17 protein-coding genes are annotated in these 13,000 nt (G+C 61.5%); 9 read left to right on the top strand and 8 right to left on the bottom strand.

What is annotated here, in order from left to right:
* Positions 1-28: 28 nt before the first annotated feature.
* Positions 29-307, top strand: coding sequence for a type II toxin-antitoxin system RelE/ParE family toxin (locus AC1RME_RS02030; RefSeq protein ID WP_096817328.1), 279 nt, complete (start codon positions 29-31; stop codon positions 305-307).
* A 7-nt stretch (positions 308-314) separates the two neighbouring features.
* Positions 315-620 (top strand): HigA family addiction module antitoxin, encoded by a 306-nt coding sequence (locus tag AC1RME_RS02025; RefSeq protein ID WP_096817330.1) that lies wholly within the window; start codon positions 315-317, stop codon positions 618-620.
* Positions 621-666: 46 nt separating this feature from the next.
* Here AC1RME_RS02025 and AC1RME_RS02020 read toward each other — a convergent pair whose 3' ends face one another.
* On the bottom strand, positions 667-933 hold the full coding sequence (locus tag AC1RME_RS02020; RefSeq protein WP_096817331.1) for an accessory factor UbiK family protein: 267 nt from the start codon (positions 931-933) through the stop codon (positions 667-669).
* A gap of 413 nt (positions 934-1,346) precedes the next feature.
* Between AC1RME_RS02020 and glnK the strand changes: the two genes are divergently transcribed.
* From glnK to sutA, 4 genes are all read left to right on the top strand, one after another.
* On the top strand, positions 1,347-1,685 hold the full coding sequence (glnK, locus tag AC1RME_RS02015; protein WP_002555808.1) for a P-II family nitrogen regulator: 339 nt from the start codon (positions 1,347-1,349) through the stop codon (positions 1,683-1,685).
* A 37-nt stretch (positions 1,686-1,722) separates the two neighbouring features.
* The gene (locus AC1RME_RS02010; protein ID WP_096817333.1) at positions 1,723-3,060 is read left to right on the top strand and encodes an ammonium transporter; all 1,338 of its coding nucleotides are present in this window, start codon (positions 1,723-1,725) and stop codon (positions 3,058-3,060) included.
* 216 nt (positions 3,061-3,276) lie between these two features.
* Positions 3,277-3,702 carry a secondary thiamine-phosphate synthase enzyme YjbQ gene (locus AC1RME_RS02005; RefSeq protein ID WP_085731425.1) on the top strand — a complete coding sequence of 142 codons (426 nt, stop codon included), beginning with the start codon at positions 3,277-3,279 and terminating at the stop codon, positions 3,700-3,702.
* A gap of 102 nt (positions 3,703-3,804) precedes the next feature.
* A complete protein-coding gene (gene sutA / locus AC1RME_RS02000; RefSeq protein ID WP_007951900.1) occupies positions 3,805-4,131 on the top strand; it encodes a dormancy-specific transcriptional regulator SutA in 327 nt (108 codons plus the stop codon).
* A 65-nt stretch (positions 4,132-4,196) separates the two neighbouring features.
* On the opposite strand, the gene AC1RME_RS01995 is transcribed toward sutA, so the two are convergent.
* From AC1RME_RS01995 to lptM, 6 genes are read right to left on the bottom strand one after another with little or no spacing between them, the layout of a single operon-like run.
* The gene (locus AC1RME_RS01995) at positions 4,197-4,901 is read right to left on the bottom strand and encodes an HAD family hydrolase (protein WP_096817335.1); all 705 of its coding nucleotides are present in this window, start codon (positions 4,899-4,901) and stop codon (positions 4,197-4,199) included.
* The gene (gene xerC, locus AC1RME_RS01990; protein WP_007951897.1) at positions 4,898-5,797 is read right to left on the bottom strand and encodes a tyrosine recombinase XerC; all 900 of its coding nucleotides are present in this window, start codon (positions 5,795-5,797) and stop codon (positions 4,898-4,900) included. Before xerC ends, AC1RME_RS01995 begins: the two co-directional genes overlap by 4 nt.
* 2 nt (positions 5,798-5,799) lie before the next feature.
* Complete coding sequence (locus AC1RME_RS01985) at positions 5,800-6,525, bottom strand: DUF484 family protein (protein WP_096817337.1); 726 nt, start codon at positions 6,523-6,525, stop codon at positions 5,800-5,802.
* A gap of 13 nt (positions 6,526-6,538) precedes the next feature.
* Positions 6,539-7,369 (bottom strand): diaminopimelate epimerase, encoded by an 831-nt coding sequence (gene dapF, locus AC1RME_RS01980; protein WP_096817338.1) that lies wholly within the window; start codon positions 7,367-7,369, stop codon positions 6,539-6,541.
* A 4-nt stretch (positions 7,370-7,373) separates the two neighbouring features.
* Positions 7,374-8,621, bottom strand: a complete 1,248-nt coding sequence (lysA, locus tag AC1RME_RS01975) for a diaminopimelate decarboxylase (protein WP_096817340.1) — start codon at positions 8,619-8,621, stop codon at positions 7,374-7,376.
* Between the two features lie 9 nt (positions 8,622-8,630).
* Positions 8,631-8,804 carry an LPS translocon maturation chaperone LptM gene (gene lptM / locus AC1RME_RS01970; protein ID WP_085731736.1) on the bottom strand — a complete coding sequence of 58 codons (174 nt, stop codon included), beginning with the start codon at positions 8,802-8,804 and terminating at the stop codon, positions 8,631-8,633.
* Positions 8,805-9,043: 239 nt separating this feature from the next.
* Here lptM and cyaY point away from each other — a divergent pair, with 239 nt between their 5' ends.
* The 3 genes from cyaY to rnk all read left to right on the top strand — a co-directional run bounded on the left by cyaY (position 9,044) and on the right by rnk (position 10,144).
* Positions 9,044-9,376 (top strand): iron donor protein CyaY, encoded by a 333-nt coding sequence (gene cyaY / locus AC1RME_RS01965; protein ID WP_007951887.1) that lies wholly within the window; start codon positions 9,044-9,046, stop codon positions 9,374-9,376.
* A gap of 4 nt (positions 9,377-9,380) precedes the next feature.
* On the top strand, positions 9,381-9,605 hold the full coding sequence (locus AC1RME_RS01960; protein ID WP_096817341.1) for a DUF1289 domain-containing protein: 225 nt from the start codon (positions 9,381-9,383) through the stop codon (positions 9,603-9,605).
* A 128-nt stretch (positions 9,606-9,733) separates the two neighbouring features.
* Complete coding sequence (gene rnk / locus AC1RME_RS01955; RefSeq protein ID WP_065258140.1) at positions 9,734-10,144, top strand: nucleoside diphosphate kinase regulator; 411 nt, start codon at positions 9,734-9,736, stop codon at positions 10,142-10,144.
* A 7-nt stretch (positions 10,145-10,151) separates the two neighbouring features.
* On the opposite strand, the gene AC1RME_RS01950 is transcribed toward rnk, so the two are convergent.
* Complete coding sequence (locus AC1RME_RS01950) at positions 10,152-12,995, bottom strand: class I adenylate cyclase (RefSeq protein WP_493090334.1); 2,844 nt, start codon at positions 12,993-12,995, stop codon at positions 10,152-10,154.
* Positions 12,996-13,000: the final 5 nt, after the last annotated feature.

The raw sequence follows: 13,000 nt of genomic DNA, 5'->3' as shown, positions 1-13,000 counted from the left end.
ATTAATGCATAACGTTAAGCTTTAAATTGTGATCGTTAGCTTTAAGTGTTCTGAAACCGAATACCTGTTCTGCAGCGGTAAAACCCGTTTCTGGTCAGCCATATTGAGTGTCGCGGAACGTAAGCTGACGATGCTTGATGCGGCAGCTGTACTCGCTGATTTACGATCTCCTCCGGGTAATCGACTCGAGGCTCTGGAGGGGGATCGAAAAGGGCAGTACAGCATTCGAATCAACGCCCAATGGCGAATCTGCTTCGTTTGGGGCCTCAATGGACCCGAGGATGTCGAAATCGTCGATTATCACTGAGGTGAGTATGACTAAGAATGGTATGCGCCCGGTTCATCCAGGCGAGATCCTCAAGGAGGAATACCTGGAGCCTCTGAACCTGACAGCTGCTGCATTGGCCAGAGCTTTGAGTGTCTCCACGCCAACGGTGAATGACATCGTCCTGCAGCGCCGAGGTGTCAGCGCGGATATGGCGCTCCGGCTTTCCATATGCCTGGATACCACCCCTGAGTTTTGGCTCAACCTGCAATCGACTTACGATCTGCGCAAGGCCGAGATTGAACGGGGGGCATCAATTAGAGATCAAGTTGAGCGACTTGCTCGCTGTGCCTGATCGCTACAAAAGAAAGAACCCCACGTTGAATGACGTGGGGTTCTTTTTATTCGGTTTCTGAAGGTGGCGTCAGCTTCGCTTCCAGCTCAGCCACCTTCGCCTCAAGGCTCTCAAGCCGAGCGCGAGTCCGCGCCAGCACCACCATCTGACTATCAAACTCTTCCCGGCTCACCAGGTCCAGTTTGCTGAAGGCACTTTGCAGCAGCATCTTGAACTGGCTTTCGATTTCGGCTTTTGGCAATGGCGTGTCGCCGCTGAACAGGCGGGAGGCGGTGCCGCTCAGGGCGTCGAGGAAGTCTTTGGGCGCGAGCATGGGATATGTCCTGGAAACAATGGCCGGCAGTGTATCACGCAGTGTCTATAGTCATTTGCGTTGGCCGGGATGCACGCTTTTCGCGCAAAAGGACGAACGGCTGCGCACCGTTGTTGTGCGTATCCCGTGTGCCATTTCGGTGATGGCATCTTCGGCAGCGGCCAAGGGATTGAAATCAGGGGATTTTGGCGAGATGGCAAGCTTTCTGCTTAGTCGGTAGTGACCCATGCACTGATGCAGTCGCTGTGACGAATGCAGTGCGGCAGGCGGAGCGGGGAGTTTCGTCAGCAGCGGTTAGCTGGCGTCAGTCGGGCAGGTAGGGCCGACGATGCGTTACAAAGCCAGGCACTGCGCTTAGACTTGAGTCGGGTTTGTTTTCCTGGGGCAAGTCCACCAATTCGGGAGAGAGTTTCATGAAGCTAGTCACTGCCATCATCAAGCCGTTCAAGTTGGACGACGTGCGCGAGTCGCTGTCCGAAATCGGCGTGCAGGGCATTACCGTTACTGAAGTCAAAGGCTTCGGGCGGCAGAAGGGTCACACCGAGCTGTATCGCGGCGCGGAGTACGTGGTCGATTTTCTGCCCAAGGTGAAAATCGACGTTGCCATCGACGACAAGGATCTGGATCGGGTTATCGAGGCGATAACCAAGGCTGCCAACACCGGCAAGATCGGTGACGGCAAGATCTTCGTGGTCAATCTGGAACAGGCGATTCGCATCCGTACCGGCGAAACCGATACCGACGCGATCTAAACGCCGCCACAAACCCAACGCCCCAGGAGAAAACAATATGACTCTGCGTAAATTCGCAGGGCTAGGCGCCCTGTTGTCCATCGTAATGCCCGGCCTGGCTTTGGCGGCAGATCCGGTGGCGCCTCCAGTCCTCAATTCCGGCGATACCGCCTGGATGCTGACCTCGACGGCCCTCGTGCTGTTCATGACCATTCCCGGCCTCGCGCTGTTCTACGGCGGCATGGTTCGGTCGAAAAACATTCTTTCCGTGATGATGCAGTGCTTCGCCATTACCGGCCTGGTCACCATCCTGTGGTTCCTTTATGGCTACAGCATGGCGTTCGACACCACCGGGATGGAAGCCAACGTCGTCAACTTCAACTCCTTCGTCGGCAGCTTCGGCAAGGCCTTCCTCGCGGGCATCACGCCTGCCAGCATTACTGGCCCGGCGGCGCTGTTCCCTGAAGCCGTGTTCGTCACTTACCAGATGACGTTCGCCATCATCACCCCGGCGCTGATCGTCGGTGCCTTCGCCGAGCGTATGAAGTTCTCCGCGATGCTGGTGTTCATGGGCGTCTGGTTCACCCTGGTGTATGCGCCGATCGCGCACATGGTCTGGAGCGGTCCGGGCTCGCTGCTGGGTGACTGGGGCGTGCTCGACTTCGCCGGCGGCACCGTGGTGCACATCAACGCCGGTATCGCCGGTCTGGTGGCGTGCCTGGTGCTGGGCAAGCGCAAAGGCTTCCCGACCACCCCGATGGCGCCGCACAACCTCGGTTACACCCTGATGGGCGCCGCCATGCTGTGGGTTGGCTGGTTCGGCTTCAACGCCGGTTCCGCCGCCGCCGCCAACGGCACTGCCGGCATGGCGATGCTGGTCACCCAGATCGCCACCGCCGCCGCTGCACTGGGCTGGATGTTCGCCGAGTGGATCACCCACGGCAAACCTAGCGCACTGGGTATCGCTTCGGGTGTGGTTGCTGGTCTGGTAGCAATCACTCCGGCAGCCGGCACCGTGGGCCCGATGGGCTCGCTGATCATCGGTCTGGCCGCCGGCGTGGTGTGCTTCTTCTGCGCTACCACCCTGAAACGCAAACTCGGCTATGACGATTCCCTGGACGCCTTCGGCGTGCACGGTATCGGCGGTATCCTCGGCGCGATCCTGACCGGTGTGTTCGCCGCTCCAGCGCTGGGTGGCTTCGGCACCGTCACCGACATCGCCGCACAAGTCTGGATTCAGTGCAAAGGCGTCGGCTTCACGGTGATCTACACCGCGATCGTCACCTTCATCATCCTCAAGGTGCTGGATGCCGTGATGGGTCTGCGCGCTACCGAGGAAGAAGAATCGGTGGGCCTGGACCTGGCACAGCACAACGAGCGCGGCTACAACCTGTAAGTACGCGCCTCAAAAAAACTTGCCCGGTTCGCCGGGCATTTTTTTGTCCGGAATTTGTCATCCTTGAGATGGCTGTAAGGATTTTTCGTACTGCTTTGGTCGTGTTTACGACGGGTGTTTTTCTACGGCCAATGGCTTACATCATTGAAGGAATATTAGGGCCTTTGTTTTTTTTCAGAGCGCGCTAGAATGCGCCCCGAACGTGCGGAGAACTGTATGTGGCAACAGACTCTGATAACCCTGCGGGCACGGCCCCGGGGCTTTCATCTGGTAACGGAAGAGTTGCTCGCCGGACTGCCTGAACTCAAGGCATGCCGGGTCGGTCTGTTGCATTTGTGGCTGCAGCATACCTCGGCGTCGTTGACCATCAACGAGAACGCCGATCCGGCGGTACGTCGCGACTTCGAACGATTTTTCAATCGTCTGATCCCACAAGGAACAGACGGCTATGAGCATAACGACGAAGGCCTGGACGACCTCCCGGCGCACTTCAAGGCCAGCGTGCTGGGCTGCCAGATCAGCCTGCCGGTTTCGGCGGGTCGGCTGGCACTGGGCACCTGGCAAGGCGTTTACCTGGGCGAGCACCGCGATCATGGCGGTGCCCGTAAAGTCCTCGCCACCTTGCACGGTGAAGAGGCATAAACCGTTGGTCACCAATGGTTACCGATTTTTTTACGGCGACTTTCGACAGTCGCCAAAGCTGGTCTATAACTAATCTGCTTTTCGCAAGTCATGAGGTAGAACATGAGCGACGATGATCTGGAAAACGACGACCTCGAAGTAGGCGACGAAGACGAGGCCGAGGACGGTCTGGAAGCAGCAGCGGAAGACGTTGCTGAAGACGATGGCGGTGACGATACGCCGGCCCCGGCTGCCAAAGGCAAGGCCAAGGCTGCGGTGTCGGTCGATGAGTTGCCGAGCATCGAAGCCAAGAACAAGGAGCGCGATGCCCTGGCCAAGGCCATGGAAGAGTTCCTTGCGCGCGGCGGCAAGGTGCAGGAAGTGGAGGCTAATGTGGTCGCCGATCCGCCCAAGAAGCCGGACAACAAGTACGGCAGCCGCCCTATCTGAGGCGTGCCGCTTGCTTGCTGAAAAAGCCCGCCGTCGCTGCGGGCTTTTTCATGGGCGAAAGAAATCTAGCCGCGGCTGTTCCAGCGGGCGAGAACAGCCGGTAGATCGGTCAGGCTGCGAATTTCGGCATCCGGCAAACGCTCCGCTTCCCAGACCTTGCCTGCCGGGTTGAACCAGATGGCACGCAAGCCGGCCTGCTGCGCCCCGGCGATGTCATCTCCCGGGTGATCGCCGATATGCACCGCCGCTTCAGCGCTCACGCCGCCGCGTTGCAGAGCTTCATGGAACAGTCGCGCATCCGGCTTGGCGATGCCGATGTCTTCGGCGCACAGCGCAAACTTGAAGTAATCCGCCAGCCCGAGGCGACGCACATCGGCGTTGCCGTTGGTGACCACGCCAAGGGCGTAATGCTTGGCGAGTGTTTCCAGGATCGGCTCGACTTCCGGGAACACCTCTATCTGATGCCGGGCATGCAGAAACACTTCGAAACTCTTGTCCGCCAGCGCCGAGGCTTCACCGTGGGCATAACCGGCTTCTTCAAGGGCGTGGAACAGCACCCGCCGACGCAACGCACTGATGCGGTGCTTGAGTCCCGGCTCGCTGGCCAGCACCCGTTCGCGGATCGACCACAGGTGTTCCACCGGCACCGCGCCCAGATTCGGCGCATGTTCGCTCAGCCATTCGCGCAAAACCGCTTCGGCGCTGACGATCACCGGGGCGGTGTCCCACAGGGTGTCGTCGAGGTCGAAGGTGATCAACTGGATGCTCATGAATCGTCGCCTTTCATGCGTTTGGCCCGTGGATGGGCGCTGTCGTAGACCGCCGCCAGGTGCTGGAAGTCCAGGTGGGTGTAGATCTGGGTGGTCTTGATGTCCGAGTGGCCGAGCAGTTCCTGCACGGCGCGCAGGTCTTGGGAGGACTCCAGCAAATGGCTGGCAAAGGAGTGCCGCAGCATGTGCGGGTGCAGGTTCTGCCCCAGTTCGCGCTCGCCGGCCAGTTTGACCCGCACCTGAATTGCGCGCGGGCCGAGGCGTCGGCCTTGCTGGCTGACAAACACCGCATCATCCGCCGGGTTGGTCAGCGCCCGCAGCGGCAACCATTGCTCCAGCGCTTCCCGGGCCTTTTTGCCCACGGGTAACAGGCGCGTCTTGCTGCCTTTGCCGAGCACTTGAACCATGCCGTCGGCGAGGTCGAGTTGATCGAGATTGAGCCCGGTCAGCTCCGACAGGCGCAGGCCGGACGAATAGAACAATTCCAGAATCGCCTGATCGCGCCGGGCCAGAAAGTCGTCCTCGACCGCACCTTCAAGCAGTTGCAGGGCGCGATCGGTATCGAGGGTTTTCGGCAGGCGACGTTCGCCTTTGGGCGGCGCCAGGCCGGTGGCCGGATCGTGATCGCAGAGACCTTCGCGATTCAGATAGTGATAGAGACCGCGCACCGCCGACAGCAGGCGCGCCAGGCTGCGCGAGGACTGGCCCTGGGCATGCAGGCGGGCGATCAGGCTGCGCAGGCGCTGGATGTCCAGGGCCTGCCAGCTGCCGATGTTCTGTTTGTTGCACCAGCCGAGGACTTTATCGAGATCGCGCCGGTAGGCCGACAGCGTGTGCGGCGACACCTGCCGCTCACTGCGCAGGTGTTCGCAGTAAGCGTCCAGTTGTCGTTCCATGGTCAGCGTACCGAGCGCAGGGAGCTGTTGACCCGTGGCAGCACGCGGCCCATGACTTCGGCGATGTAGCTGAGGAACAGCGTGCCGACCGAGCTCTTGTAGTGCTGCGGATCACGGCTGGCGATGGCCAGAATCCCGTGGATGCCCTGGTGGCTGACCGCGACCACGGCGGTGGAGCCGATCTGCTTGCGCTGCTCTTCGCCGAACAGGAAGTCCAGCTCGTGTTCGCGCAGGCTGCCGCTGATGCTCTTGCCTTCGGTGAGCAGGCCGCCGATGGCGGTTTGCGCGTCGGCGTGGGTCACCCAGCGGCCGACCGGAGCCGGGTTGTCGCCGAGCAGGATCAGGCTGACGAAGGGCACCTGGAAGTCCTGGCGCAGACTGTCTTCGACGCTGATCACCACGTCTTCCAGGGTGGCGGCGTCCATCAGGGCGAGGATCAGGCGACGGGTCTTGTCGAACAGGCGATCGTTGTCCCGGGCGACGTCCATCAAGTGCGAGAGGCGGTGACGCATCTCGATGTTGCGGTCGCGCAGGATGGACATCTGGCGCTCGACCAGCGACACGGTGTCACCGCGACGATGGGGGATGCGCAGGGACGGCAGCAGTTCTTCATGTTCGACGAAAAAATCCGGATGAGCCTCCAGGTACGCGGCAACCGCTGCCGCCTCCAGGCTCTCGGACGCTGTTTCACCGGACTGTCGGGCGGGTACCTGAGGCTTATCGGTCATGGCTTCTGCTCACTCAAAGACGGACTTGTCCTTCGTATACACGCACTGCCGGACCGGTCATCAGCACCGGTTGGCCAGGGCCTGCCCATTCGATGGACAAGCGCCCGCCCGGCAGGTCGATCAGCAGTGGCGAATCCATCCACCCCTGGCTGATCGCAGCTACAGCAGCAGCGCAGGCGCCGGTGCCGCAGGCCTGGGTTTCCCCGGCGCCACGTTCCCAGACGCGCAGTTGTGCGCGATTACGGTCGATGACCTGGATAAAGCCGACGTTGACCCGAGCTGGAAAGCGCGGGTGGTGTTCGATTTTCGGACCCAGCTCATGCACCGGTGCGGTATTGATGTCCTGCACGCGCAGCACGGCGTGGGGGTTGCCCATCGACACTGCCGCCAGTTCGACCGATGTACCGTCGACGTCGACCTGATAGCTCAGGGCCTGCTCGGTCGCCTGGAACGGAATATCCGCCGGCACCTGACGCGGGGCGCCCATGTTCACGCCGATCTGGCCGTCGTTACGCACGTCCAGTTCGATGATGCCGCCCTTGGTCTCGACGCGAATCAGACGCTTGGCGGTCAGACGCTTGTCGAGCACGAAGCGTGCAAAGCAGCGCGCACCGTTGCCGCACTGTTCCACTTCGGAGCCGTCGGAGTTGAAGATCCGGTAACGGAAATCCACATCCGGATTGCTCGGCGCCTCGACGATCAGCAACTGGTCGAAACCGATGCCGGTGTGCCGGTCGCCCCACATTTTTGCGTGCTTGGGCTGAATGTGCGCGTGCTGGCTGACCAGGTCGAGGACCATGAAGTCGTTGCCCAGGCCGTGCATCTTGGTAAAACGCAGCAGCATGGGGTTACTCCGGCAGCAGGCTTTCGCCGGCAAACAGCTCGGCCACGGTCTCGCGGCGACGCACTTCAAACACCTGATCGCCATCTACCAGCACTTCGGCGGCACGGCCGCGAGTGTTGTAGTTGGAGCTCATCACAAAACCGTAGGCACCGGCCGAATGCACGGCCAGCAGGTCGCCTTCTTCCAGCGCCAGTTCGCGATCCTTGGCGAGGAAGTCGCCGGTTTCGCAGATCGGGCCGACCACGTCGTACTGGCGTGCGGCGGTGTCGCGCGGTTTGACCGCAGTCACGTCCATCCAGGCCTGGTACAGGGCCGGGCGGATCAGGTCGTTCATGGCGGCATCGACGATGGCGAAGTCTTTGTGCTCGGTGTGCTTGAGGTACTCGACCTGAGTCAGCAGCACGCCGGCGTTGGCGACGATGAAACGGCCCGGCTCGAACACCAGCGCCAGATCACGACCGTCGAGACGCTCGCGCACAGCCTTGATGTAGTCGGCGGCCAGCGGCGGCTCTTCATCGCGATAACGCACACCCAGGCCACCACCGAGATCGATGTGGCGCAGGTGGATGCCGCAATCGCCCAGACGATCCACCAGATCCAGCAAGCGATCGAGGGCATCGAGGAACGGCGGCAGGGTGGTCAGTTGCGAGCCGATGTGGCAATCGACGCCAACCACTTCCAGGTTCGGCAGATGCGCGGCACGTACGTACACGTCTTCGGCGTCGGCGATGGCGATGCCGAACTTGTTCTCTTTGAGACCGGTGGAAATGTACGGGTGGGTGCCAGCATCGACGTCCGGGTTCACGCGCAGCGAGATCGGCGCGACAACGCCCAGCTCGGCGGCGACCACTTGCAGGCGCTCCAGCTCGTCGGTGGATTCGACGTTGAAGCAATGCACGCCGACTTCCAGCGCGCGACGCATGTCGTCACGGGTCTTGCCGACGCCGGAGAACACGATCTTGTCAGGGCTGCCGCCGGCGGCCAGGACGCGTTCCAGCTCGCCACGGGAAACGATGTCGAAACCGGCGCCGATGCGGGCCAGGACATTCAGTACGCCGAGGTTGGAGTTGGCCTTGACCGCGTAGCACACCAGGTGCGGCATGCCGGCCAGTGCATCGGCGTAGGCCAGGTACTGGGCCTCGATGTGGGCGCGGGAGTAGACGTAGGTCGGTGTGCCGAAGCGATCGGCGATGGCGGACAGCGCCACACCTTCCGCGAACAGCTCCCCGCCACGGTAGTTAAAAGCGTCCATGGCGATCCCTTAGTAAACGTCGTGCTTGTGTGCCTTGGAGGCAGGCTGCTTTTGCGAAGACTGGGCTTGTGCTGCCGGGTCCTGATCTTCATCGGGCAGGTACAGCGGGCCTTTCTGACCGCAGGCCGATACGAGACAGGCAACCGCGACGAGCGCAGCAAGGGAAGAGATCAGGCGCTTCATGGCGAAATCCTTGAATATGCGTTAATTGCGCCGGAGTATACCGGCCACCCGGCAGCTTGCCTATGCGACGGAACTCCCGTCCGGCGGGGCTCGGGCTGCGGCGAAGAAACTTTTCCCGCGTGACGGGTGCATATTTCGTCGCCGGGCAGGGCGCTTGGTCGTTATCCTTTGCAATCGGCTGGCAGCGACCGTATCTTGCGGCGCTTGAGCCTGATCAGACATTTTTTGAGGTTGCCGCAATGAGTTTGTCCGAAGCCCGTTTCCACGATCTGGTCGATGAAACCCAGGAAAAACTGGAAGACATCTTCGACGACAGCGACCTGGACATCGACATGGAGAACTCGGCCGGTGTGCTGACCGTCAAGTTCGAGAACGGCACCCAGCTGATCTTCAGTCGTCAGGAACCGCTGCGTCAGCTGTGGCTGGCCGCTGTCTCCGGTGGTTTCCACTTCGATTACGACGAAGAAAGCGAACGCTGGATGTGCGACAAGAGCGAAGAGCAGTTGGGCGAGATGCTCGAGCGCATCGTCAAGCAGCAGGCCGGTACCGAATTCGATTTCGAAGGCCTGTGATTTCGTGACTGACACCGCGCCCGCCCGTCCGCCGAAGCCGCTCTACAGCAACGTCAGCCCGGCCGTGCCTTCGCCGTGCACCGGCGTGTGTCGGCTGGATGAGCAGAAGGTCTGTCTCGGCTGCATGCGCCATGTCGAAGACATCCGCGAGTGGCGCTCGGCCGATGACGAGCGCCGCCGGGTAATCTGCGCGCAGGCGATGCAACGCCGACAGCTCGCCGGAGCGTAGCTTGTATATTTTTTGAGCTGTGATAGTGTCCGGAAACGCCTCAACCCATCGAGGCCTGGTGAAAACCCCGTCTTTTTTGGCGGGGTTTTGCTTTTTTTGTGTGCAGAAGAAAGGAGTCTGCCCGGATCATGACCGCACCTTCCATCACCCTTACCCGTCTGGACGTGCAACGTCTGGAGCGCCTGATCGACAGCCTGGATGACACGCTGCCGGGCGTGATCGCGCTGCAAACCGAACTGGACCGCGCCGATACGCTGGTCGGCCACGATGAAGTGCCCGCCGATGTCGTGACGATGAATTCCCGTGTGCATTGTCGCGAAGAGGGCAGTGGCAAGGACTATCACCTGACTCTGGTTTATCCGAAGCACGCCAACGCCGATGAAGGCAAAATCTCGATCCTGGCCCCGGTCGGCAGTGCGCTGCTGGGCCTGAAAGTCGGCCAGCACATCGACTGGCCGGCACCTGGCGGCAAGACCCTGAAGCTGACCCTGCTGGAAGTCGAATCGCAGCCGGCCAACGGCGGCGACTTCCCGGAGTAACCCTGCCTCAGACCTGCTCGAGCGCCTCGTTCAGAGAGCGCTCCAGGTCAGCCTTGTAACGCAGATACAGATTGCTCGAACTCTGCCCGTCACCGATCACACCCGAGAGATCGAGGTCGGTGATGTAGCAGCGGTAGCGCTCGGTTTCCCGGCGCTGCCCGACAATCTCCCGGGCGACCACGCTGAACAACTGGTCGCCATGTTCCAGCTCGCTGAATTCCCGCTGATTGCAATACAACGTGACCTGCACTTCGCCCGGTGCGGCTTTGCCGATGATCGCCTGCACGTCGTAGAACGGCTTGTTGACCGGGGTCTGCGGTGCCGGGCGCATTTCGACGCGTCGCGCGCGTCCCGGTCCTGAAGGCAATAACTGGTAATACAAGATTTCAAGGCTGGAGGCGTGGTTCGAGTCCATCGGCAGCAGTGCTTCGCGACGGAACTGGATCGATTGCAGGAACCGTTGCAACGGCACCAACAGGCTTTGCTCGTCGTGATAGGGCAAGTGTTGTTGCCACAGCGCATTGAATTCGTCGAGCACGTACAGCTCGGCCGTTTGTTCGGTGATCCGGTAGAACACCTGAATGCATTCGGGCTGGCCCATCGGCAGGATCAGCGCGAGGTCGTGGTCTTCCAGCGCCATCGGGTCCAGGTGCAGCGGGCTGTAGCGCGGTTGCTCCTCGCCCAGGTAATCGAGCAGCGCCGGCAGGGTGGCGAGAGCAACATGGCTGACCTGGCCCGGCACCAGTTCCAGTACGTGATAGTGCTGTTGCACCTGAATCAGGTAGCGGTGATTCAGGTCGCTGAGCAGCAGGTTCTGAGCGGTGTCGACGATCTCTTCCACCCGGCGGGCGATGAATTGCGCACGGTTGTGGCAGAAGCAGCGCACCCGCAGCGATGGCTGCTGCGGCCCGCGCGGCAGGTTGTTGAGGTAGTCGCGCAGGCAGTCGAGCAGCGCATGCGGGCCGTCGAAGCGATTGACCAGCACTTCGTTCCAGCTGTTGAGCGTGACCTGATCGAGGGTCAGCACCAGGTTTTCGCGCACGCCGGCATAGCTCAGGGAGTCCGTGCGCTCGGTGGTCATCAGGATGTTCAGGTCGCGGTGATGCTTGAGCGGGTCGACCCCGACATTCACCAGTATCAGCACTTCGCTCGGCACGCTGGCGTGCAGCAGCGGTTCTTCGGCAACGGTGGGCAAGGGCAGGGCGATGCTCTGTTGCAGGCTGCCGAGCAGGTTGAACAGCTCGAACTCGCTCAGGTCGCTGGTGCCGGGATGCAGGGCCAGTCGTGTGCTGCTGTCGATTACGCCGTTGCGATGGCACCAGGTCAGCAGTTCCAGCAACTCGCGGCTGCGCTTGATCGGTGCGAAGTGTTCCCACTCCAGCGCCGTCAGGCTGCCGTTGTACAGGCCCCACTGGGTTTGGCCCGGTTCCTTTTTGTTCGGCGACTGCACCAGGGTCAGGGTGTCTTCGGCCAGGTCCGGGGCGATGCCGGGGTTGATGAACTCGACCTTGTCGGCCTTGCGTTCGAACGCGGCGTACAGGCGTCGGCCGAGAACGTTGAGATCACGTTTGTTGATCAGGCTGACAGTCTGCTCGGTGCGGGCGAACTGGGTGAGAAAGCGGTAGCTGTAGTTCAGCTCGTTGACCAGGGCCCGGCGCTCGGCGCTGACCTGACGGACTTTCCACTGGCTGCGGCTGTCGAGCAGCGCCAGTTGCCGCTGGTCCCAGTGCCATTCGCTGGCCAGCCTTTCCAGCAACGAACGCTGCCAGCTTTGGGTGCGGCTGTTACCGGTGAGCTTGCGGTTGACCTTGAGGTACAGCGCCCGACGCACCAGTTCAAGTCGTTCCGGTTCGTTGCGTGCGGTGAGGTATTCCTCGATCCGGCGGTAAACCACCATGTACGGATCCAGCTCGTCGAGGTCCAGCCGGTTGGCGAACACCGCCTGCTTGAAGCGCAGGCTCAGGCACTGCACCTGCGGGTGCTCGCTGGCGTAGACCTCGATCAGCAGCAGCTTGAGCACCGACTTGTAAGGCGATTCGATGCCCTTGAACAGCTGCCACAGCCCGGCGCCCACGAATTCGCCCGGTGGAATGTGCGCCAGCGGCCCCAGGTCGAGGGTTTCATCGTTGCGGATAAAGCGTTTGGACAGCAGCGTGTGGGTGTACTGATCGTAGGCCCGTTCTTCGTAGACCGGCACCAGCCACCAGATCGGCGTACGCCCGGCCAGCCAGATCGCGGTGCGGTAGAACTCGTCCAGCAGCAGATAATGCTGGGTGGTGCCGCAATCCTCGGAACTGAGCTGGGTATCGCGCTCGCCTTTGACGAAGCGTGTCGGGTCGATCAGGAAGAAATGCGCCTCCGCGCCCTGGCTCGCGGCCCAGACTTCGAGCAACTGGCACTTTTTACGCAGCTCGGCGAGTTCGCTGTCGCTCAGGTCGGGGGCGTGGCACACCCACACGTCCATGTCGCTCTGGTCGGCCTGGGCCAGGGTGCCGAGGCTGCCCATCAGGAACAGGCCATGAATCGGCCGTGGCGGATTGCTGCCGTGGCGCGGCTTATAGGAAAACGAACGCGTCAGGCGCTGGGCTTCGGTGAGGGCGTCGGCGTCCGGCTCGTAATTCGACAGCCCGGCCGGTGTGCTACCCGAAACATAGCCGGGCAACAGCGGATGATTGACGTGGAAAAACAGCGGCAGCAAGGTCAGCACGCTTTGCTGGCGCGTCGACAGGCCTTCCAGCGCCCGGCTCAGGCGACCTTCGTTGAGTTTCAGAAAGCGTGCGCGCAGCTGGCTGAGTACCTTGCGGTCGATTCCCTCGTCCAGGTCGGGGCGGATTTCATGGGTGCGGGTCATGTCGA

It is taken from the genome of Pseudomonas sp. GW822-FHT03F08, assembly GCF_058801265.1.
This window is presented reverse-complemented; position numbering and strand designations above follow the sequence as displayed.

What these genes read in the sequence shown, in the direction of transcription:
- AC1RME_RS02025 (WP_096817330.1), top strand. Translation starts at nt 315, where the DNA reads ATGACTAAGAATGGTATGCGCCCGGTTCATCCAGGCGAGATCCTCAAG.
- AC1RME_RS02020 (WP_096817331.1), bottom strand. Translation starts at nt 933, where the DNA reads ATGCTCGCGCCCAAAGACTTCCTCGACGCCCTGAGCGGCACCGCCTCC.
- glnK (WP_002555808.1), top strand. Translation starts at nt 1,347, where the DNA reads ATGAAGCTAGTCACTGCCATCATCAAGCCGTTCAAGTTGGACGACGTG.
- AC1RME_RS02010 (WP_096817333.1), top strand. Translation starts at nt 1,723, where the DNA reads ATGACTCTGCGTAAATTCGCAGGGCTAGGCGCCCTGTTGTCCATCGTA.
- AC1RME_RS02005 (WP_085731425.1), top strand. Translation starts at nt 3,277, where the DNA reads ATGTGGCAACAGACTCTGATAACCCTGCGGGCACGGCCCCGGGGCTTT.
- sutA (WP_007951900.1), top strand. Translation starts at nt 3,805, where the DNA reads ATGAGCGACGATGATCTGGAAAACGACGACCTCGAAGTAGGCGACGAA.
- AC1RME_RS01995 (WP_096817335.1), bottom strand. Translation starts at nt 4,901, where the DNA reads ATGAGCATCCAGTTGATCACCTTCGACCTCGACGACACCCTGTGGGAC.
- xerC (WP_007951897.1), bottom strand. Translation starts at nt 5,797, where the DNA reads ATGGAACGACAACTGGACGCTTACTGCGAACACCTGCGCAGTGAGCGG.
- AC1RME_RS01985 (WP_096817337.1), bottom strand. Translation starts at nt 6,525, where the DNA reads ATGACCGATAAGCCTCAGGTACCCGCCCGACAGTCCGGTGAAACAGCG.
- dapF (WP_096817338.1), bottom strand. Translation starts at nt 7,369, where the DNA reads ATGCTGCTGCGTTTTACCAAGATGCACGGCCTGGGCAACGACTTCATG.
- lysA (WP_096817340.1), bottom strand. Translation starts at nt 8,621, where the DNA reads ATGGACGCTTTTAACTACCGTGGCGGGGAGCTGTTCGCGGAAGGTGTG.
- lptM (WP_085731736.1), bottom strand. Translation starts at nt 8,804, where the DNA reads ATGAAGCGCCTGATCTCTTCCCTTGCTGCGCTCGTCGCGGTTGCCTGT.
- cyaY (WP_007951887.1), top strand. Translation starts at nt 9,044, where the DNA reads ATGAGTTTGTCCGAAGCCCGTTTCCACGATCTGGTCGATGAAACCCAG.
- rnk (WP_065258140.1), top strand. Translation starts at nt 9,734, where the DNA reads ATGACCGCACCTTCCATCACCCTTACCCGTCTGGACGTGCAACGTCTG.
- AC1RME_RS01950 (WP_493090334.1), bottom strand. Translation starts at nt 12,995, where the DNA reads ATGACCCGCACCCATGAAATCCGCCCCGACCTGGACGAGGGAATCGAC.